Below are 20,978 nucleotides of genomic sequence, written 5' to 3'. Positions count from 1 at the left end.
CTCCAGAACAGAAGTCAGAACACATGGACCAGGCGCAACAACGCGTCGGTTCCTGCATAACCGTTGGCGGTGGCGACGTTTTGCGAGAGGCTGAACATCACTTGGTTCTGCTTATCGAGCCAATGCCCGACCTCGAACCCGACCTGGGTGTAGCGCTTGCGGGTGTCGTCGATCGACCGATTGTCGATGCGCAGTGCGCCACCCGTGGCCTGGATCAGGCGCAGGGCACCGTAGGTGACGGGCGTGAAATCGTAGGAGGCGAAGGCTTGCAGGCGGTACAACGGGTCTTGCTTGAGCTCGCTGCCCAGGTAGTCGTCATTCTTGCCGTACAGCTGGGCTTCGAGATTGGCTTCCAGTACCCACTTCTCACCGATGCCACGGGTGTAGTTGTAGACAAAGGTTGCGCCCCAGCGATTGGCGCCGGGGGATACATCCGGCTGCGTGCGGTGGTATTCGCCCAGCGGCAGCGTGATCAGGGTTAACAGGCCGCTGTAGGTGCGCGACGTCGGATCGTTGATGAAAAACAGCGTGCCACCCAACTGCGGGTCACCGAACCCGCTTTCATCGGTGCGCCGGCTGGCCCCTGGCAACCGAGCATCGATATCGGCGAACGGCAGGATAAATTGCGGGGTGCAGAGCGTGCCGCACGCGTCGGTGAAATAGACCTGGCGGTAGGCGATGGCATTGACCTTGAGGTCGGCCTTGCCAGTGCTGTCGGCCGGGCCACGGAAGTCTTGGGCGCGAGTGCCAGGCAGGTACAACACGCCAAGGCTGGTGCCGGATGGTGCGCTGAAAAAATCGCGCGCGTTAAGATCGGCTGCTTGACTGTCCAGGCACAGCAGCGTGCCCCCCAGCAGCAGCGGTAGATGACGCAGATGGGTGTGAGTCATGGCAAGGCATCTCGTGTGATGGCGGCGTGCAGCGATCGGCTGAAAACGGGCAACAGTCGCCCGTGACCGTCAAAGCGACGGTGTGAGAACCCGTAGGAAAAGTGCTGCGGATCAGTCGGGCGGGGCGTGCATCAAGTGTGCGATGTGCGCTTTGTCCTTGACCCCGAGCTTGCTGTAGATAGCGCGGATGTGATGGCGCACCGTATTGGGCGACAAGCCCAGGTCGCGGGCGACTTCCTTGTACGTCTTGCCCTCGCCAAAGCCTTGGGCAACGTCGTTTTCCCGCGGGCTGAGCTGGGGCAGCACCCGGTGGCCCCGTGCGGCCAGCAGCAATTGATCGCCCACCCCCCAGACCTGGAGATGGATGTGCTTGCCTTCATACCCGCGTTCATCCACCGGCACGGGTAGCGTCGGGCCACTCCAGCCTGGCCATTCACTGAGCAACAAATCGACGAAACCGCGCTCGGCGCACTGCAACACCCCCCGCGCGTCGCAGACCGCCAGCGCCAGGTTTCGCGGGTTGCTAAGGGTTTCACGCATGGCCACCAGCGTACGGATCTGGTTCGCTGACACGGCCGCCACCAGATGCAGCATCAGATTATCGAGCAGAAGGCAATCTTGCGCGGTAAACCCCGGGGCCCCGGGCTTGCGGTACAGGGTCAAGTGATCACTGAGGCAGGTGTGGGGGGCGATATGGATCACGCACAACAACTGGCCGATCCCGTAGCGTTCTCCCAGCCAATTCAAGCCTGCACCGCTGCCGGGGTCGCGCATGTCAATGATCACAGCCTGACCGGGCGTAGCATGGGAGCGGCCGAAGGTCACATCCAGATGGCGGATCGACTGCCAGTCGGTCAGGTAACCCGGTGGCAGCTGGTACAGGCAGCTGCTGTGTTCTTCCGGCAGATTCTCGATCACCGCAGAGCGCCCCCACCAGGCGCAGTCGAAAGCCAGTAACTGGCTGATCCGCGCCAGGGCTTGTGGCTGGAAATGCTCGATCTCCTGGTGCTGGGCCAGTCGCTGCAGATCCAGGACCAGCGTGCTGAAGGCCTGCAACAGACCTGTGGGTTCAAGACGGCTCATGAGCGTTCCTCTGTGGGGCTTTCTTATTGTTCTGGTCACAGGGTGAGAGGCCGGTAGCAGGGCCCGGCCCAAGTATCGTTGCAGGAAAGGATGGCCGCTATCGTTCAGATGCAGGATGCGGCCGATTGATATGTGGGACGTTTCCGTGGTCGTCAGCGCAGCGCTTTTCCCCCTAAACTGCTCGGCCACGTGTCTTTCAAAGGATGAAACACAATGCACACACCTGAACCTCATATCGTGATCCAGCGCTTCACCGAGGCCCACCTTGAGGGCGTCGCCGCGCTCTATAACGAACCGGCCGTGTGCCGTCAGGTGCTGCAAATGCCTTTCCAGTCGGTCGAGGCGTGGCGTAACAAGCTGGTACAGGACAACGAGCGGCGGCTGCAGCTGGTGGCCGTGCACGGTGGTGAAGTGATCGGCCAGCTTGGCTTGGAACAATACCTGCGGGTACGCCGAGCCCACGTCGGTTCATTCGGTATGGGCGTGGCGACGGCGTGGCAGGGCAAAGGGGTCGGCTCGCGCCTGCTGACGGCCGCGCTGGACGTGGCCGACAACTGGATGAACCTGCGCCGAGTGGAACTCACGGTGTACGCCGACAACGACGCGGCCCAGGCGCTGTACCGCAAATTCGGCTTTGAGGTCGAAGGCGTGCTGCGCGATTACGCCCTGCGTGACGGCCAATTTGTCGACACCGTGAGCATGGCGCGCCTGCGCACCTCGGTTTAATCCAGGGCAAACGCCACCGCAGCCTGCGCATGCAGCTCGGTGGTGTCCAGCAGCGGCAGGTCGCTGTGCTCGGGCTTGATCAACAGGCTGATTTCCGTGCAACCGAGGATGATCGCCTGGGCGCCGCGTGCGGCCAGGGACTCGATGACACCTTGGTAAACCTGGCGTGACGCATCGCTGATCACGCCGACACACAACTCTTCATAGATGATCCGGTGCACGGCCTGTCGCTCATCCGCCTCGGGCACCAGCACGGTCAGGCCCTGGGCCGTCAGCCGTGATTTGAGAAAGTCCTGCTCCATGGTAAACGCGGTGCCAAGCAGGCCGACGGTCAGCGTGCCGGCCTTCACGGCCGCCGCACCCGCCGCATCAGCGATGTGCAGGAAGGGGATCGACACCGCTGCTTCAATGCGCGGCGCGACCAAATGCATGGTGTTGGTACACAGCACCACACACTCGGCCCCGCCAGCTTGCAGACGGCGCGCGGCATCTTCGAGGATCAGTGCAGTGTCATCCCAGCGGCCGGCGTGCTGAGCCTGTTCCACCGGGCCGAAATCCACGCTGTACATCAACAGTTGCGCCGAGCGCAGCGGCCCGAGCTGGTCGCGCACGCGCTGGTTGATGATGCGGTAATACTCGGCGCTGGACTCCCAGCTCATGCCGCCGATAAGGCCGATGGTGCGCATGCGATGTTCCTCACTCGGAAAGTCGCCTCACCTTACCCATCGGCCGGCAATTAGTCATACGCAGTTGGCCGCGAAATGACCGGTGCAGTTTTACATGTCCAGGTTAACCCAGCCCGGCTTGGCGTCCTCCGGCGCCACCGCGTTGATGGGCTTGCCGGTCGCCAGCTCCACGCGCCGCGCCACCTCAGGATCATCGGCAAAGGGCATCAAGCTGGCATCGTCCAGGCTCTTCTGCGACTGACCGCGCAAGCAGTACTCCACCGCGCCATACAGGCACACCACCATCAGCAGGCCCCACATCTCAGGCGATCCGCGCATCAAGCTGCGCCATGTTCACGTCTGCGACCCGCACGGTACGCCATGTGTTGTAGGCCATCAGCACCATCCCGGTGAGGAAGAACACACCACCGGCAAATCGCACCACAAACCCCGGATGGCTGGCCTGCAAGGCTTCGACAAAGGAGTAGGTGAGGGTGCCGTCATCGTTGACCGCTCGCCACATCAAGCCCTGGGTAATCCCGTTGACCCACATCGAAGCGATGTACAGCACGGTGCCGATGGTCGCGAGCCAGAAGTGCAGGTTGATCAGGGACACACTGTGCATCTGCTCGCGCCCGAACACTTTGGGGATCATGTGGTACAGCGAACCAAAGGTAATCATCGCGACCCACCCCAGGGCCCCGGCGTGTACGTGGCCGATGGTCCAATCGGTGTAGTGGGAGAGGGCATTGACGGTCTTGATCGCCATCATCGGCCCCTCGAACGTCGACATGCCGTAGAACGCCAGGGACAGCACCAGGAAGCGCAGGATCGGGTCGGTGCGCAATTTATGCCAGGCGCCGGACAAGGTCATCATGCCGTTGATCATCCCGCCCCAACTCGGCGCCAGCAAAATCAGTGACATGGCCATGCCCAACGACTGCGCCCAATCCGGCAAGGCGGTGTAGTGCAGGTGATGGGGGCCGGCCCAGATGTACAGGGTGATCAACGCCCAGAAGTGCACGATGGACAGGCGATAGGAATACACCGGACGTCCGACTTGTTTCGGCACGAAGTAATACATCATCCCCAAAAAACCGGTGGTCAAGAAAAAACCTACAGCGTTATGCCCGTACCACCACTGCACCATGGCATCGGTGGCCCCGGAATACACCGGGTACGACTTGAACCAATCCACCGGGATCGCTAAGTGGTTGACCACATGCAACATGGCGATCACCAGGATAAATGCGCCGAAAAACCAGTTACCCACGTAGATATGCCGGGTCTTGCGCCGCACCACGGTGGTAAAGAACACGATGGCATAGGCCACCCACACCACCGCCATCCACACCGCTCCAGAGAACTCGATCTCGGCGTATTCCTTGGTGGTGGTGTAGCCCAGCGGCAAGCTGATCAGCATGATCACGATCACCGACTGCCAGCCCCAGAAGGTGAACGCTGCGAGCCTGTCCGAGAACAATCGCACCTGGCAGGTGCGCTGCACCGCGTAATAGCTGGCAGCAAACTGCGCGCTACCGGCAAAACCGAAAATCACCAGGCTGGTGTGCAAGGGCCGCAAGCGGCCGAAGGTGGTCCAGGGCAAGTCCAGGTTCATCTCCGGCCACACCAGTTGCGAGGCGATCCACACGCCCATGGCCATGCCCACCACGCCCCAGACGATAGTGGCGATAACGAATTGACGGACGACTTTGTAGTTATAGGCCTGCCCGATTGTTGCTGTGCTCATGCTCAGTCCTCCCACGGTTCCAAGTGGCGGCACTGTAGGAAGCGGGGGCAAAACAAAACAGGCTCAGAAAAACCTCATTGTTGCGGATCAGTTTTAAGCCGTACGTTCAGCGGCTGCATCTGCCATGATCGGGCTTCGCAACCCGGCTCACCCAAGGAAATCTGCAATGGACGATGTACAGCAACTGGGCGAGATGCTTCGTCATTACGCCGACAGCGAAGCGCACAAAAAACAGCAATTTGACGTGCAGTCAGCCCGTTGGGCGCAAAAGCTCGATGAGTTGTTCGGCCAGATCGAGCAGTGGCTTGAGCCGGTAAAGACGGTCGGGTTGCTGGAGGTACACCGTGAAGCCTATGTTGCCAGCGGCCCCAGCGTGCCGGTGGAAACGTCGACGTTCAAGACCGAGAAACTGACGGTGCAGATCACCGGCAAACCGGTGGAGTTCGTGCCTGATGTGATGGGGGTGGGTGGGTTGATCTCCGTGTCGGTCATGGGCTTGACCGCAGCGCGCCACGGCAGCGTTTCGTTGGTGTTGCCGGCGGATAAAAATGATTGGCTGTGGAAGAAGACCAATGGCCTGAAAGACCCGGACACCTTTGGCTTCGACGCGAATTTCCTCGCGTCGCAGCTGCAGAGCCTGATTCCACGCGAGAGGGCCTGAACATCTGGCGGTCGGCACAGGGTTATTTTCCCAGGATTAGCTATACCTAGAGCTCACCAATCCAGCGCCGACCGCCAGGGAGTTCACCGATGAAACTAACGCTATTGATCAGCACGCTGTGCATCACTTCGCTCGGACTGGCGGGTTGTGCCAGCAAAATTACGCAACCGGATGAATACTCCGGTTTTCTCTCGGACTACAGCCAGCTGAAAGAAGCCAAGTCGCCGTCTGGCGCTGAAGTGATGCGCTGGGTCGATCCGCAATTGGATTTAAACCGCTATAGCGCTGTGTATATCGAGCCAACGCAGTTTTACCCCAAGCCCCAGGCAACGGCAAAAATTCCGGACAGCACCTTGCGCGGTATCAACAATTACTTCAACCAGGCGCTCAAACGTGAGCTGGTCAAGTCGCTGCCCCTGGCCGAGGGCCCCGGTCCGGGTGTGATCGTAGTACGAGCGGCCATTACTGCGGTCAGCAGCAAGACCGAGGGGCTCAAACCCTATGAGTTTGTACCGGTCGCACTGGTCGCTGCCGCGGTCAGTACGGGTACTGGCATCCGTGACCAGGAAACCACCCTGGGCACCGAAGCGCAGTTTCTCGACGGTGCCAGCGGCAAGGTGCTCGCCCAGGTGGTGCGCAAAGGCACCGGTAAGCCGCTGGCTAATGATTCGCAGGTGATGAAAGCCGAGGATGTGAAAGGCGTGATCGATGGCTGGGCGTCAGATCTGCACCAGTCCTACCTCAAGTTGAAAAAACACTGAGCCCCGTGCTGGCCGGCGTGTTGGGGCAACCACCGCCGGCCAGGCAGCCCTACTTGAGCGGCGTCAGAGGCGGTAGCTTCCACTGGCCGTTACCCACTTCCGGCTTGGGCAGGTAAATGCGCAGTACGGCATAGAAGGGCGCAGGCGGCGCTGGCAACCAGTTGCTCTGTTCAGCCTTGGGCGGCTCGTGGTGCTGCAATGCCAGGGTCAGCCCACCGTCGGCGTCGCGCTTGAGGTCAGGCAACATCCGCGAATTGATCAGGTAGCGTTTTTTGTGGTTGGGCACCAGTTGCCCGGTTTTGGCGTCGTAAATGGTCAGTGACCAGAAAGCATCCGCCGGTGGCAGTTGGTCTTTGGCAAAGTGGACGGTGTAGCTGTGACGTGCGCCGTTGGCCGGTTTGCCTTCGCTGTCGACCGAGTAGGTCATGTAGGCCACTTCGTCTGCCGAGTTGCCGAACAGGCGCAGGTTGGCCCCGGCGTATCGATACAGGTAATTGTTTTTCAGGCGGTCACGGCTGCCATGCAGTTCGCCGCTGGTTACTTGATGAGTATCGATCTTGTCTTTCTTGAATGCCGCAAATTCGGCCTTGGCGTCGGCTATGCCTTCTTCCAGGGCTTTGCGTTGTTCCGCGTTCAATTGGCTGAGCTTGAACGGGGCACCCGGCGCGATGCCTATCTTGGCAAAGCGAGCCAACACGTCTTTCTCGCTGTCCTGAGGCTTGGCGTAGGCCAGCATGAAGTTCAGGTAGCGAAACAGTTGTGGGCTGTCTGTCATGGCGGCCGTGGGCTTGGGCCATTCGATTTTAGCCACCTTGTCCGGCGCCGGTTGCTTCACATAGCCGCTCAGCGGCTGCACCTTGTAGCCATTCTGGATCTGCTTGACTTTGGCCACGTCTTTTTCATCAAACAACTGCGTGCGGTAGAGCGCATACACCAGGCTGCTTTCGCTGTAGATCACCCGGTCTACGTCCACTGGCTGCTGGCCCTTCCAGTCAGGCCCCGCGACCATGTAGTGGCCGCCATTGTTGCCGGTACTGCGAGTGCCCAGGTAGGCGATGTTCTGGCTGTAAAGATCGATCAACTGCACTGAGTAATAACGATCGTCCTCGATCCGCGGCAACGTGAGCACCAACGGCTCCCTGCGCAGATCCATCCAGACGAAGGAGTAGGGCGTGTCGGGGTTGGGCTTGAATTGCGAAGTGTCTTTAGGCCCCGGCACCTGAGCGGAATGCCCCATGCGGTTAATCGGCGTCTTGAAGCGCGTGCCGCCTTGGTCAACGGCCTGGGTGTAGAGCGTCTTGTACATCTCAACGACCGGATAGCCATATAGATAGGCTTCCTTGGCGATTGCCCGGGCTTCGCCTGGGGTGGCGGTGAAGTCGGCCCAGACGCCGTTGCTCATGAGTATCGAGAGGCTCGCCAACAGCAGGCGCGTCGGTTTTCCAATCATGTTGTTACGTCCTTCCTGAGTGCATTTTGAAGAATAAGGATGAATGGCGCGGGCAGGCGCTGAGTGTCCGGTTTTACGGGCCGAAGGTCACGTTAATCTATGGACGCCTGACGTAAAAATGCCGCCCATGGGGACGGCACTCACAAACCGGTATTAAAGCGCCTACAGCATCGATTTGACTTTGTCGCGTAACTGATCGATCGAGAACGGTTTGGCGATCACTTGCATGCCGTCCGGCACGTCGATGTTCTCGGCATATCCGCTGGCAAACAGGATGGGCAGAGCAGGGCGCAATTCGCGCACCTTGGCCGCCAGTTGCTTTCCGTCCATGTCCGGCAGGCCCACGTCGGTCATCATCAGGTCAATTACCTGCCCGGTGTTTTGCACCACTGCCAGCGCCTCTTTAGCATCGGCAGCCTCCAAGACACTGAATTCCAACTCCTCCAGAACATCGACGATGAGCATGCGCACGATGGCATCGTCTTCGACGACAAGGATGGTGGAAGGGGGTGTGGACATAATATGGAATTCCCAAAAAAGGCGAGGGTTTACACGCGGCCGTTTTGATAGGCCTCTTCCTTGAGTAAGCGCGCACTTATGACAAGTTCCCGCTGGCCGTAAAAACAATGCGATAGAAAAGACCAGAGAGAATAGCCTGTTCCTTTGTAGGAATCTGTACAAAACCGTTCTAGAAAAATGGTCTTGCTTGCGACTTTGGGGCAAACTCCCGGTTTTTCCGTATTTGGCCAAGGCATGCCCATGACTCCCGCGTCGTCCGTCGATGAACAGAGCTTTCGTACCCTCCTCAGCCGAAACGTGGCACTGCCCTTGGGTGTGGGCGTGCTCAGCGCGGTGTTTTTCGTCGTCTTGATCACCTATCTGTTGTCGGTGATCCAGTGGGTGGAGCACACCGACCGGGTCATCAATAACCTCAATGAGTCGTCCAAGCTGACGGTCGACCTGGAGACCGGCATGCGCGGTTTCCTGATCACCGGCGACGAGCATTTCCTTGACCCTTATGAAGTCGCCAAGCCGCGCATCATTGCGGACCTGCGCAACCTGCAGGAGCTGGTGGCGGACAATCCGCAGCAGGTGGACCGCCTCAAGCGCCTCGAAGCCCTGCAATACGAGTGGAACAAATACGCCCAGTCGATGATTGATATGCAGCGCGAGAGCGGTGACTACCGCAGCGCAGTCAAGGCCGGCCGTGGCAAGCGCCTGACCGACGAGATCCGCAAGGAATACGATGACGCGGTGGCGATGGAGCAGCAGTTCCGCATCTCCCGCAATGAAGAAGTCACTCGCACTACCGTGATCAGCGTCACTCTGTATCTGGTATTTGTGCTGGGCCTAAGTGGTTTCCTGGCGTATATCGGTCGGAAGAATTTAGTTTCATTATCAGACAGTTACAGCGCAAACCTCGCGTCACAACAGAAGATAGCACGCCGCCTTGAGCGACAGGCCTGGCTGCGTAATGGCCAGACTGAACTGGCCGAACAAGTGCTCGGCCAACTCACATTGAACATGCTCGGCCGCAATATCCTGCAATTCTTTGCCCAGTACATGGGCTCGGCTGTCGCGGCGCTGTATGTACGTGAAGAGCATGGTGGCCTCAAGCGTATCGCCACCTATGGCTTCTCCCGAGAGCAGGAGCAAAAGGAACAGTCGATCTATAGCGACGAAGGCATCGTAGGGCAGGCAGCCCAGCTGGACCGCCTGATTCGCCTGGACGACGTGCCGGTGGACTACTTCAAAGTCAGCTCCGGCCTGGGCGAAGGTTCGACCCGCAGCGTGCTGGTGATGCCGACCAGCGACGATGACCGCGTCAACGGCGTGGTCGAGCTGGGCTTCCTGCGCCCCCTGGAAGAGCGTGACGTCGAGCTGCTGGAACTGATCGCCGGGAATATCGGCACCTCCATCGAGGCCGCGCGCTATCGCCAGCGCCTGCAGGAAGTGCTGGCCGAGACCCAGCAGCTCAACGAAGAGCTGCAAGTGCAACAGGAAGAGCTCAAGACCGCCAACGAAGAGCTGGAAGAACAGTCCCGCATCCTCAAGGAATCCCAGGCCCACCTGGAAACCCAGCAGGCTGAATTGGAGCAGACCAACGAGCAACTCGCCGAGCAGACCGAAACCCTGGCCGAACAACGCGACGCCATGGACCGCAAGAACGTTGAGCTGAACAAGGCTCAACTTGAGCTGGAAGACCGCGCCGAAGAACTGGAGCGCTCCAGCAAGTACAAGTCCGAATTCCTGGCCAACATGTCCCATGAACTGCGCACGCCGCTGAACAGCTCGCTGATCCTGGCCAAATTGCTGGCGGAGAACCCCCAGGAAAACCTCAGCGCCGAACAGGTCAAGTTCGCCGAGTCGATCTATTCCGCCGGCAATGACCTGCTCAACCTGATCAATGACATCCTCGATATTTCCAAGGTCGAAGCCGGCAAGCTCGAAGTGCTCCCGGAAAACGCCAGCGTGGCACGCTTGGTGGACGGCCTGCGGGGAATGTTTGAACCGTTGGCGGCCGATCGCAAGCTGGGGTTCCAGGTGGACGTGCAGGAAGGTTCGCCGACCATGCTGTTCACCGACCGCCAGCGCCTGGAACAGATCCTCAAGAACCTGCTGTCCAACGCGATCAAGTTCACTGAACAGGGTGAGGTCAGCCTGTCAGTGTCCCGCGCGCCGGGGGAGGGCATTGCCTTCACGGTACGCGACTCCGGCATCGGCATTGCGCCGGACCAGCAGGAAAGCATCTTCGAAGCCTTCCGCCAGGCGGACGGCACCACCAACCGCCGCTATGGCGGCACCGGCCTGGGCCTGTCGATCTCCCGCGACCTGGCGACCCTGCTGGGTGGCTATATCAGCGTGAGCAGCGAACCAGGCAAGGGCAGTGTCTTCACCCTGGTAGTGCCGGAGCAGTACGTAGAACGCGAAGAAGACGCCGCGCCGATCGAGCAGCCCCGCCAAGTGGTGGTGGCGCCCGCTCCGGTTCCGACCCCTGTGAAGGTGTCCGCGTTGCCGGTAGCCGATGTTAGCCAGATCCCGCGTTTCGCCGACGACCGCGACAAGGCCCCGTTCGCCACGCGCTGCATCCTGGTGGTGGAGGATGAGCCAAACTTCGCGCGTATCCTCTTCGACCTGGCCCACGAGCTGGGCTACAACTGCCTGGTGGCGCATGGCGCCGACGAAGGCTACAGCCTGGCCGAAGAGTACATTCCCGACGCGATCCTGCTGGACATGCGCCTGCCTGACCATTCCGGGCTGACTGTGCTGCAACGTCTCAAGGAACACGCCAACACCCGCCATATCCCGGTGCACGTGATTTCCGTGGAAGACCGCGTAGAAGCCGCCATGCACATGGGCGCCATTGGGTATGCCGTCAAACCCACCACCCGCGAAGAGCTCAAGGACGTGTTCGCGCGCCTGGAAGCCAAGCTCACCCAGAAGGTCAAGCGCGTGCTGCTGGTGGAGGATGACGACCTGCAACGCGACAGCATTGCCCGCCTGATCGGCGACGATGACATCGAGATCACTGACGTCGGGTACGCCCAGGCCGCCCTGGACCTGCTGCGCACCCATATCTACGACTGCATGATCATCGACCTCAAGCTGCCGGACATGCTCGGTAACGAGCTGCTCAAGCGTATGGCGACCGAGGACATCTGCTCATTCCCGCCGGTGATCGTCTACACCGGGCGCAACCTGACCCGCGATGAAGAAGCGGAACTGCGCAAGTATTCGCGCTCGATCATCATCAAGGGCGCCCGCTCGCCAGAGCGCCTGCTGGATGAGGTCACACTCTTTCTGCACAAAGTCGAATCCCAGCTGTCTCATGACCGCCAAAAGATGCTCAAGACCGCGCGCAGCCGTGACAAGGTCTTCGAGGGGCGCAAGATCCTGCTGGTGGACGACGATGTGCGCAACATCTTCGCCCTGACCAGCGCCCTGGAGCACAAAGGCGCCGTGGTGGTGATCGGGCGTAACGGCCGTGAAGCCATCGACAAACTCAATGAAGTCGAGGACATCGACCTGGTGCTGATGGACGTGATGATGCCGGAAATGGATGGTTACGAGGCCACAGCCTTGATCCGCCAGGACCCGCGCTGGAAAAAACTGCCGATCATCGCGGTGACGGCCAAGGCCATGAAGGACGATCAGGAGCGCTGCCTGGCAGCAGGTTCCAATGACTACCTGGCCAAGCCGATCGATCTGGACCGTCTGTTCTCACTGATTCGCGTATGGCTACCGAAGATGGAACGCATTTAAGTGGAGCGAACTTTTTTGGAAAAAAGCAGCGATATTGAGCTGCGCCTGTTGATTGAGGCGATTTACCTCAAGTACAGCTACGACTTCCGCGATTACTCCGGGGCGTCGGTGAAGCGCCGCGTGGCTCACGCGCTGCGCCAGTTTGATTGTGCGACCATTTCCGCTTTGCAGGAGCGCGTGCTGCACGACCCGGCGGCGTTCATGCAGTTGTTGCAGTTCCTGACGATTCCGGTAAGCGAAATGTTTCGCGACCCGACGCACTTCCTGGCGATCCGCCAGGAAGTGGTGCCGCTGCTCAAGACCTACCCGTCGATCAAGATCTGGATCGCCGGCTGCAGCACGGGCGAGGAGGTGTACTCGATGGCCATCCTGCTGCGCGAAGAAGGCTTGCTGGAACGCACGATCATTTACGCCACCGACATCAACCCGGCGTCGCTGGATAAAGCCAAGCAGGGCATCTTTTCCCTGGAGAACGTACGCGCCTACACCGCCAACTATCAACAGGCCGGCGGTCAACGTTCATTTGCCGACTACTACACCGCGGCCTACGATTACGCGATCTTCGATAAGACGCTGCGGGAGAATGTCACGTTTGCCGACCACAGCCTGGCAACCGATAGTGTATTCTCAGAAACCCAATTAATTTCGTGCCGCAACGTACTGATTTATTTCAATAAAAAGTTGCAGGATCGCGCGTTTGGATTGTTCCATGAGTCGCTGTGCCATCGCGGTTTCCTGGTGCTGGGCAGCAAGGAGACGCTGGATTTCTCCGTGTACGGCAAACAGTTCGAACCCTTGGTCAAACAGGAACGGATCTACCGGAAACTATGAATCAAGCGGCTGCCAGCCCGGCATCGGTCCGGGGCATAGAAGCGATCGTCATCGGCGCATCCGCCGGTGGCGTGGAGGCGTTGCTGACGATATTCGCCGAGCTGCCTGCCGATTTCGGCTTGCCGATCATCACCGTATTGCACTTGCCGGACGAGCGTCGCAGTCAATTGGCTGAGGTGTTCGACCGCCGCGTGGCCATGCCCGTGGTCGAAGCCCGCGACAAGGAAGTGATCAAGCCGGGCACCCTGTATTTTGCCGGCCCCGGCTATCACCTGTCGGTGGAGCATGACCGCAGTTTGTCCTTGAGCCAGGAAGACCGCGTGCACCACTCACGGCCGGCGATTGATTACCTCTTCGAATCCGCCGCCGATGCCTATGGCAAGGGCTTGCTCGCCATTTTGTTGACCGGCGCCAACCATGACGGCGCCCGCGGCTTGGCCCACGTGAAGCAACACGGCGGAACTACAGTGGTGCAAGACCCCACTGAAGCACGCGTTGCCGTCATGCCTCGCGCAGCCCTGGCGCTGCACACACCCGACCACATTCTGACGCTGAGCCGCATTGGCTCATTGCTGGCTTCCCTGGAATATTCCCCATGTTAAGTACTGTCCAGGCCAAACTGCTGATCGTCGACGATCTGCCGGAAAACCTGCTGGCCCTGGAAGCGCTGATCAAGCGCGAGGACCGCCAGGTATTCAAGGCATTGAGCGCAGACGAGGCCTTGTCCCTGTTGCTGGAGCATGAGTTCGCCATGGCGATTCTCGATGTGCAAATGCCCGGCATGAACGGTTTCGAGTTGGCCGAACTGATGCGCGGAACCGAAAAGACCAAGAACATCCCGATTGTGTTTGTCAGCGCAGCCGGCCGTGAACTCAATTACGCGTTCAAAGGTTATGAAAGCGGTGCCGTGGATTTCCTGCACAAGCCGCTGGATATTCATGCGGTGAAGAGCAAGGTCAACGTGTTTGTCGACCTGTACCGCCAAAGCAAGGCGATGAAACTCCAGGTCGAGGCCCTGGAGCGCAGCCGTCGTGAGCAGGAGTTGTTGCTGACACGCCTGCAAGCCACTCAGGCGGAGCTTGAACAAGCCGTGCGCATGCGTGACGACTTCATGTCAATCGTCGCCCACGAAGTGCGTACTCCCCTCAACGGCCTGATCCTGGAGACCCAGCTGCGCAAGATGCACCTGGCCCGGGACAACGCCGCCGCGTTCACCCTGGACAAGATGCACGCCATGGTCGACCGCGATGAACGCCAGATCCAGAGCCTGATCCGCCTGATCGAAGACATGCTCGATGTGTCGCGCATCCGCACCGGAAAATTATCGATACGCCCAGCGCGTTTCGACCTGGCCCAGCTTGTCAGCAACCTGGTGGAGAACTTCGCGCCTCAGGTCGCAGCGGCTGACTCGTCCATGGCATTGGTTGCCGACGGCCCGGTAGAGGGCCATTGGGACGAATTCCGCATCGAGCAGGTGGTGACCAACCTACTGACCAACGCGCTGCGTTACGGCGCAAAAAGCCCGGTCGAGGTGCGCGTGTACAGCGAACATGGCGAAGCCCGGGTAGAGGTGCGCGACCATGGGATTGGCATCAGCGCAGAAAACCAGAAGCGTATTTTCCAACAGTTCGAGCGTGTGTCCGCCAACCAAGTGGCGGCGGGCCTGGGCCTTGGGCTGTTTATTTCCGAGCAGATCGTTGCAGCCCATGGTGGCACCATCGAGGTCGAGAGCCAGATAGGCGAGGGCGCCTTGTTCCGGGTATGCCTGCCGTTGCAGGCCTCGGCATGAATTCAATCGTCACCTCAACGCAACCTCTGCGTGACCCCATGGTCGTAATTGCAGCAACTGACCGGACTAAGGCTTCCCATGAGTGAAGATGCACAAGATGTCGTACTGATCGTCGAGGACGACGAATCCATTATGTTTGTGCTGGGTGAATACCTGGCGGGCCTGGGCTATCGGGTGTTGAAGGCGATCGATGGGGAGCAGGCCTTTGAAATTCTAGCGACCAAGCCGCACTTGGATTTGATGGTGACGGACTACCGTTTGCCGGGCGGGATTTCCGGCGTGCAGATCGCTGAGCCCGCGATCAAGCTGCGACCGGAATTGAAGGTGATTTTCATCAGCGGTTACCCGCAGGAAATCCTCGACTGCAACAGCCCCATCACGCGCAACGCGCCTATCTTGGCCAAGCCGTTTGACCTGGATACGTTGCAGGAACACATACAACGCTTGTTGGCGTGACACGTCCTTGTGGCAATCTGATTAACCGCGTTGAACGCGCCGCCGACGCCATTTACATACGCGTCGAACAGCGGCGCCCGGTGGGTCGATTCCGTTCCAATGCGAACACCCTCTCCGTATTGATCACGTTAAATCGTCGTACGCTGAAAGGTCAGCGTCTGCCTTATCAGCGCCACTGTCATTTAGGACAACCCAGTGGGCGTTACCCTCGGTAAACTCGCGTTGCTTGGCGCCACCGCCCACAGCGGACACTGCTGCTGTCTTCGGCATCGGGTAATCACGCTCGGATCATTTCCCGCACCTTCGCCGTAAGCAAATCGAAGGTAAACGGCTTGGTGATCAACTGCATTCCCGGGTCCAGGAACCCGCCCCGCACCGCCGCGTGTTCGGCATACCCTGTAATGAATAGCACCTTGAGGTCCGGACGGATCTGCCGGCCGATTTCCGCCAACTGGCGGCCGTTCATACCGGGCAGGCCGACATCGCTGATCATCAGGTCGATACGCTGGTCCGACTCGATGATCGGCACCGCCGTGTCGGCGTCACTGGCCTCAACGAAGGCATAGCCCAGTTCCTTGAGCACCGCACTCACCAGCACACGCACTGCGGGGTCGTCCTCGACAATCAGCACGGTTTCGCCGGCATTGGCAAACGGCGGCAGCGTCGGGTCAGCCGGCAGGTTTGCGGTGATTTCGCCGATAAATCGCGGCAAAAACAGGCTGACGGTGGTGCCTTTGCCCACTTCACTGTGGAGGGTGACGTGTCCGCGCGACTGGCGGGCAAAACCGTAGATCATCGACAACCCCAACCCCGTGCCCTGGCCAATCGGCTTGGTAGTAAAGAACGGATCGAACACCCGGCCCATCACGTTCTCGGGGATACCGCAGCCGGTGTCGCTGACGCTCAGTTCCACGTAGTCGCCCGGCGTCAACGTGCCATAGGCGGCAGTGAATACGTTGTCCAGATGGCGGTTGCTGGTTTCCACCAGCAATTGGCCACCGCCCGGCATGGCGTCTCGCGCATTGATCACCAGGTTGAGCAGGGCACTTTCCAGTTGGTTGGGGTCGGCTTCGGCGGTCCACAACTCACCGGTCAGGCGCATATCCAGCTTGATGCTTTCATTGATGCTGCGTTGCAGCAGTTCGCCCATGGAAACCACCAGTTGGTTGATCTCCACGGGTTTTGAGTCCAACGATTGCCGGCGGGAAAACGCCAGCAAGCGATGGGTGAGCCCTGCTGCACGATTGGCGGAGGTGACACCCAGGTCGATCAGGCTGTCGAGGTCGTCGAGCTTGCCTCGGGACACGCGCCTGCGCAGCAACTCCAGGCTGCCGATGATGCCCGTGAGCATGTTGTTGAAGTCGTGAGCAATGCCGCCGGTCAACTGCCCGACCGCTTCCATCTTTTGAGATTGGCGCAACGCTTCTTCGTTGTGGCGCAGTTGCGCTGTACGTTCCTCTACCTGTTGTTCGAGGGTTTCCAAGGTACGTTGCAGGCGCAACTCGCTTTCGCTCAGGTCGATCAGGCGATCGCGCGCTTCGTATTGTCTTCGCCGGCCGCGCAATGCAGTGCTGACCAGGCTGATCAGCGTCACCGGATGGAACGGACGTTCCAGGAATGTCACGTTGCCCAGTAGCCGGCTCAGGTGGCTCGAGCCATTCTGCTCGCTGCCGCCGTGATGGGTCATGAGGACGATGGGCAGGTCCGACCAGGCCGGTTGTCGATGCAGGTAGTCGAGCAACGGTGCCAGGTCAACGCCGCGCAAGGCTTCGGCAGCAATGATCAACAAGCCGCTGCCTTGTGCCAACGCCTCGCACAGGCTGTTCAAGTCGGTGGCGACGATACCGCTGTAGCCGGCCTCGTTGAGCATCATCAGTGCCAACGCGCCGTCACGCCCCAAGGGCGCGAGGATGATCGCGCGTTCGGAGAGAGGAGAAAGGACCGTCACTAGCCCTCATCCTTGAGCAGGGGAGAACCGGCACCCATGTAAGTTGGAATACCGCGTAAAACCCCTTGAAAGTTGTTCAGCGGCTCACCGACCGTCATGCCGCGACTGCCGATGCGGTATTCGCGAATCGTCGACTCATGGGTGCCGGTGCGTTTCTTGATGATCGAAATGGCGCGGCGCACTTCGCCAATGGCTTCGAAATAGCGCAAAAGGATCACGGTGTCGGCCAGGTAGGTAATGTCCACGGGTGCCTGCATATCGCCCACCAGCCCGTGTTGGGCCACCGTCATGAAGGTGGCAGCGCCTCGGCGATTGAGGTACAGCAACAACTCGTGCATATGCAGGATCAGCGCGTTTTCTTCCGGCATTGCCGCCTGGTAACCGTTAATGCTGTCGATCACCACGGTCTTGATGCCCCGTTCGTCCACGCAACGACGTACACGGTGCGAAAACTCACCGGGGGTCAGTTCGGCGGCGTCTACTTGTTCAATGAACAAATTACCGGTGGCCTGTAAGGCGGCAAGGTCGATGCCCATGTTTTTCATGCGCTCGAACAATAGGCCCAACTCTTCATCAAAGATAAACAGCGCGGCCTTCTCGCCCCGCGCCACGGCGGCAGCGGCGAAGATCATCGAGATAAGCGATTTGCCAGTACCCGCAGGCCCCAGGATCAGGCTGCTGGAGCCGGTCTCGATCCCGCCGCCCAGCAACGCATCCAACTCGCGGATGCCGCTGGTGAGGGTCTGGCGGTTGTAGCCGCCACGGTGTTCGGCGGCCACCAGGCGCGGGAACACATGCAAACCGCCCTGCATGATGGTGAAGTCATGGAAGCCACCCCGGTATTTCTGGCCACGGTACTTCACCACGCGCACGCGGCGGCGTTCAGCGCCGTAGTTGGGGGTCAGTTCCTCCAGGCGGATCACGCCATGGGCGACGCTGTGCACGGTTTTATCGAGAGACTCGGTGGTCAGGTCGTCGAGCAGCAAGACAGTCGCGTCATAACGCACGAAGTAGTGTTTGATTGCCAGGATCTGCCGGCGGTAGCGCAAGGAGCTTTGCGCCAACAGACGGATCTCGGAGAGGCTGTCGACGACCACGCGGGTTGGCTTGACCCGTTCCACCACCTCGAAAATCTGTCGCGTCGCTTCGCCCAGTTCCAGGTCGGAGGAATACAGCAAGCTCTGCTGGTGCTCGGCGTTGAGCAGACTCTCCGGCGGGGTCAGTTCGAAGATATGAATATTGTCATCGAGGTCCCAACCATGGGACGTGGCGCCCTGGCGCAACTCACGCTCGGTCTCGGACAGGGTGATATATAACGAGGTCTCACCGTTTTTCGCGCCGGCCTGCAAAAAATGTAGCGCAACGGTAGTCTTACCGGTACCCGGTTCGCCTTCCAGCAGGAACAGGTGGCTGCGCGACAGGCCGCCGGCAAGAATGTCGTCAAGACCTTCGATGCCGGTAGCGGCTTTTTCACTCAACAGCTCGTTGGATGTAGACAAGGAGTGCCCTCGGTCACGTTCAAATAGAGGCGCGCGCCGGCTCGGCGTGCGCCATATTCACTTGACCGTAGTGGCTTCTGGCGGTTCAACGTTTCGTAGAATTTGTGCAACAAGGGCCTGGGTTTACACGTGTTTAACCTGAACCTACAGACCTTGTTGCAGCGCGGGATCATCCGGATTCTGTTGCTCAAGCTGTGCGAGCAGAACCTGGACGTTCTGCAACTGGCCGCTTTCCTTCCAGTAATTGATCAGCAGCACCCGTGCCTTGCGATTGGCAGGGTGACGCTGGACGACTTCTTCCAGTTGCCGCTGGGCCGCCTCCAGTTCCTGCTGGGCATGCAGGGTGGTGGCGAGGTCGTAGCGATAATCCTGATTGTCCGGTTCCAACTCTACGGCTTTAGACAGACCGAGCAGGGCATAGGGCCTCTCGCCGTGGTGCAACAGCCACATGCCCAAGGCGTGCTGCAGGTAGGCCGACTCAGGGTGCGCCGCCAATTGGCGTGCCAATAACTGGCGGGACTCGTCGGTCTTGCCTTGTTTATCCAGTAACTCTATCTGCGCCACAACGGCTTGCAAGTTGTCCGGTTGCAAGCGCATAGCCTGCTCCAGTGCATTTTGCGCTTCCGGCAACAGAGCGCTGTGGATGTACAGGCGCGCCAGTTGAATCCAACCTTCGGCCGTTTCGGGCTGAGCCTTGAGCTTTTTCACGAACTCATCGAGGACCTGCTGCAATGGCCCGAAGTACAGACCCAGCGTATCAGGTGACAGGCCCAGCAAGGCATTGGCGGCAGCAAATCGAACTGCTTGTTCGGGGTCGTCGAGCACCGGCCCGAGCAACAACGTGCGCTGGCCGGTCGGCACCAGGCCGACAATGCTGTGAATGGCCGCCTCGCGCACCAGGGGCGACTCGCTGGCCAGGTCTTTGTCCGCCAGCTTCAGGGCCTGGGGGCTGGGGTAGTTGGGCAGTTCTGCATGCAACGCAGCACGACGCTCGGGGGACAGGTCCGGCCGGCCCAGTTGTTGGTACAACACGCGCGCTGCGCCAGGTTCGCCATTACGCGCCTGTTTCAGGGCCTTGGAGTAACCATGGGCAATGGTGGGCGGTACGGCCACCGGGGTGGCACGGGAGAAATACCAAGTGATCAGCACAATCAACAGCAGGGCGCACAGGCCGACGATGGAGTAACGGCGTGACTTTGACATGCAGGCGTCCGAAAGCGTGGGCAGCAAAGCCGTCAGCTTCGGTCAGACCACGGCAGGTGTCAAACCCGCATCAGGTCAACACGTATTCCACCGGTTCCAAAGGCAGTGGCAGATCGGTTTCACCAAGGGCGGCCAATACTTCGCGCTCCAGCGTGCGCAGGAGGGCATTGCAGGGCAGATCGTTTTCGTCAAAGCCGAATGGGTCCTCCAGGTCATCACCGATTTCATCGAGGCCGAAAAACGTGTAGCTGACGATGGCAGTGAACACTGGCGTCAACCAACCCAACGGCTCGGCCATGGCAAACGGCAGCAGGATGCAGAACAGGTAAATAGTGCGATGCAGCAACAAGGTATAGGGAAAGGGCAGCGGCGTGCTCTTGATCCGCTCGCAGGACGCCTGCACCTGGCTGAGGCTGACCAGGCGCGCCTCCAACTGTGTGTAGCGCCATTCGCTGATCACGCCTTGTTCAGCCAATGCGCTAAACCGTGCGCCGACCTGTTGCAGCAGGTTGTCGGGCAGGTTGGGATGGTTGGCCTGGAACTGGCTCCACGGCTTAATGGCCTGGGCTTCATCTTCATGCCGCAGCCGTGCAACCAGGCCATGGGCGAAGCCGCACACGCTTCGCAGCAAACCCGCACGTTCGGCCGGATCCCGCAGCACTTGGGTTTCGCGGATCAACGAGCGCACATCGATGATCATCTGCCCCAGCTGCTTGCGACCCTCCCACCAGCGGTCATAGCAGGCGTTGTTGCGAAAGCTCATGAAAATCGACAGCGACAGCCCGAGCAAGGTGAATGGCGTGGCATTGACCTTGGAGAAATACGCCGGATGCAGGGTTTCCACCAGCACGATCACCGAGGCCAGCAAGGTGACTAACAGGCTGCGCAAGGCGATGCGCTTGGCTATTGACCCCTTGAGGGAAAACAGGATGCCCAGGAGGTTGGGTTTGGGTCGGACTATCATTCAGGGGCGGGCTTCTGTGTCGGTGCAGCCCATCAGGTT

19 protein-coding genes are annotated in these 20,978 nt (G+C 59.8%); 8 read left to right on the top strand and 11 right to left on the bottom strand.

What is annotated here, in order from left to right:
* Positions 1-14: 14 nt before the first annotated feature.
* Positions 15-890, bottom strand: a complete 876-nt coding sequence (locus tag AB4N92_RS26630) for a transporter (RefSeq protein ID WP_045792088.1) — start codon at positions 888-890, stop codon at positions 15-17.
* Positions 891-1,001: 111 nt separating this feature from the next.
* Positions 1,002-1,973: a helix-turn-helix transcriptional regulator gene (locus tag AB4N92_RS26625; RefSeq protein ID WP_236267236.1), complete on the bottom strand. Its 972-nt coding sequence runs from the start codon at positions 1,971-1,973 to the stop codon at positions 1,002-1,004.
* A 213-nt stretch (positions 1,974-2,186) separates the two neighbouring features.
* Here AB4N92_RS26625 and AB4N92_RS26620 point away from each other — a divergent pair, with 213 nt between their 5' ends.
* On the top strand, positions 2,187-2,699 hold the full coding sequence (locus AB4N92_RS26620; RefSeq protein WP_010210387.1) for a GNAT family N-acetyltransferase: 513 nt from the start codon (positions 2,187-2,189) through the stop codon (positions 2,697-2,699).
* On the opposite strand, the gene AB4N92_RS26615 is transcribed toward AB4N92_RS26620, so the two are convergent.
* The 3 genes from AB4N92_RS26615 to ccoN all read right to left on the bottom strand — a co-directional run bounded on the left by AB4N92_RS26615 (position 2,696) and on the right by ccoN (position 5,114).
* Complete coding sequence (locus tag AB4N92_RS26615; RefSeq protein ID WP_010210388.1) at positions 2,696-3,385, bottom strand: aspartate/glutamate racemase family protein; 690 nt, start codon at positions 3,383-3,385, stop codon at positions 2,696-2,698. The genes AB4N92_RS26620 and AB4N92_RS26615 overlap by 4 nt on opposite strands.
* A 90-nt stretch (positions 3,386-3,475) precedes the next feature.
* Positions 3,476-3,685 carry a cbb3-type cytochrome c oxidase subunit 3 gene (locus tag AB4N92_RS26610; protein WP_010210390.1) on the bottom strand — a complete coding sequence of 70 codons (210 nt, stop codon included), beginning with the start codon at positions 3,683-3,685 and terminating at the stop codon, positions 3,476-3,478.
* A 1-nt stretch (position 3,686) separates the two neighbouring features.
* Entirely contained in the window at positions 3,687-5,114 is a 1,428-nt protein-coding gene (ccoN, locus tag AB4N92_RS26605) for a cytochrome-c oxidase, cbb3-type subunit I (RefSeq protein WP_021493124.1), read from the bottom strand.
* 166 nt (positions 5,115-5,280) lie between these two features.
* Between ccoN and AB4N92_RS26600 the strand changes: the two genes are divergently transcribed.
* Positions 5,281-5,775 (top strand): hypothetical protein, encoded by a 495-nt coding sequence (locus AB4N92_RS26600; RefSeq protein WP_010210393.1) that lies wholly within the window; start codon positions 5,281-5,283, stop codon positions 5,773-5,775.
* Positions 5,776-5,864: 89 nt separating this feature from the next.
* Entirely contained in the window at positions 5,865-6,536 is a 672-nt protein-coding gene (locus AB4N92_RS26595; protein WP_021493126.1) for a DUF3313 domain-containing protein, read from the top strand.
* Positions 6,537-6,585: 49 nt separating this feature from the next.
* On the opposite strand, the gene AB4N92_RS26590 is transcribed toward AB4N92_RS26595, so the two are convergent.
* Complete coding sequence (locus AB4N92_RS26590) at positions 6,586-7,986, bottom strand: DUF1254 domain-containing protein (protein ID WP_021493127.1); 1,401 nt, start codon at positions 7,984-7,986, stop codon at positions 6,586-6,588.
* A gap of 162 nt (positions 7,987-8,148) precedes the next feature.
* Positions 8,149-8,505 carry a response regulator gene (locus AB4N92_RS26585; RefSeq protein ID WP_010210396.1) on the bottom strand — a complete coding sequence of 119 codons (357 nt, stop codon included), beginning with the start codon at positions 8,503-8,505 and terminating at the stop codon, positions 8,149-8,151.
* A gap of 240 nt (positions 8,506-8,745) precedes the next feature.
* Between AB4N92_RS26585 and AB4N92_RS26580 the strand changes: the two genes are divergently transcribed.
* The 5 genes from AB4N92_RS26580 (at position 8,746) to AB4N92_RS26560 (ending at position 15,325) form a co-directional block, all read left to right on the top strand.
* The gene (locus AB4N92_RS26580; RefSeq protein WP_021493129.1) at positions 8,746-12,249 is read left to right on the top strand and encodes a response regulator; all 3,504 of its coding nucleotides are present in this window, start codon (positions 8,746-8,748) and stop codon (positions 12,247-12,249) included.
* A complete protein-coding gene (locus tag AB4N92_RS26575; RefSeq protein ID WP_010210399.1) occupies positions 12,250-13,080 on the top strand; it encodes a CheR family methyltransferase in 831 nt (276 codons plus the stop codon).
* The gene (locus AB4N92_RS26570; RefSeq protein ID WP_010210400.1) at positions 13,077-13,682 is read left to right on the top strand and encodes a chemotaxis protein CheB; all 606 of its coding nucleotides are present in this window, start codon (positions 13,077-13,079) and stop codon (positions 13,680-13,682) included. Before AB4N92_RS26575 ends, AB4N92_RS26570 begins: the two co-directional genes overlap by 4 nt.
* Complete coding sequence (locus AB4N92_RS26565; protein WP_198832016.1) at positions 13,676-14,869, top strand: hybrid sensor histidine kinase/response regulator; 1,194 nt, start codon at positions 13,676-13,678, stop codon at positions 14,867-14,869. Before AB4N92_RS26570 ends, AB4N92_RS26565 begins: the two co-directional genes overlap by 7 nt.
* A gap of 78 nt (positions 14,870-14,947) precedes the next feature.
* On the top strand, positions 14,948-15,325 hold the full coding sequence (locus tag AB4N92_RS26560) for a response regulator (protein WP_003217591.1): 378 nt from the start codon (positions 14,948-14,950) through the stop codon (positions 15,323-15,325).
* Positions 15,326-15,602: 277 nt separating this feature from the next.
* On the opposite strand, the gene AB4N92_RS26555 is transcribed toward AB4N92_RS26560, so the two are convergent.
* From AB4N92_RS26555 to AB4N92_RS26540, 4 genes are all read right to left on the bottom strand, one after another.
* Positions 15,603-17,273 carry an ATP-binding protein gene (locus AB4N92_RS26555; protein ID WP_183703999.1) on the bottom strand — a complete coding sequence of 557 codons (1,671 nt, stop codon included), beginning with the start codon at positions 17,271-17,273 and terminating at the stop codon, positions 15,603-15,605.
* The gene (locus AB4N92_RS26550) at positions 17,273-18,772 is read right to left on the bottom strand and encodes an ATPase domain-containing protein (RefSeq protein ID WP_047541994.1); all 1,500 of its coding nucleotides are present in this window, start codon (positions 18,770-18,772) and stop codon (positions 17,273-17,275) included. Before AB4N92_RS26550 ends, AB4N92_RS26555 begins: the two co-directional genes overlap by 1 nt.
* Before the next feature lie 144 nt (positions 18,773-18,916).
* Positions 18,917-19,975 carry a tetratricopeptide repeat protein gene (locus AB4N92_RS26545; RefSeq protein ID WP_021493132.1) on the bottom strand — a complete coding sequence of 353 codons (1,059 nt, stop codon included), beginning with the start codon at positions 19,973-19,975 and terminating at the stop codon, positions 18,917-18,919.
* A 70-nt stretch (positions 19,976-20,045) separates the two neighbouring features.
* Entirely contained in the window at positions 20,046-20,939 is an 894-nt protein-coding gene (locus AB4N92_RS26540) for a bestrophin family protein (RefSeq protein ID WP_010210406.1), read from the bottom strand.
* Positions 20,940-20,978: the final 39 nt, after the last annotated feature.

This window comes from Pseudomonas sp. S3_A09, assembly GCF_054668065.1.
Note: the sequence above shows the minus strand (reverse complement) of the source record. Positions and strands in the feature narration are given on the sequence as shown.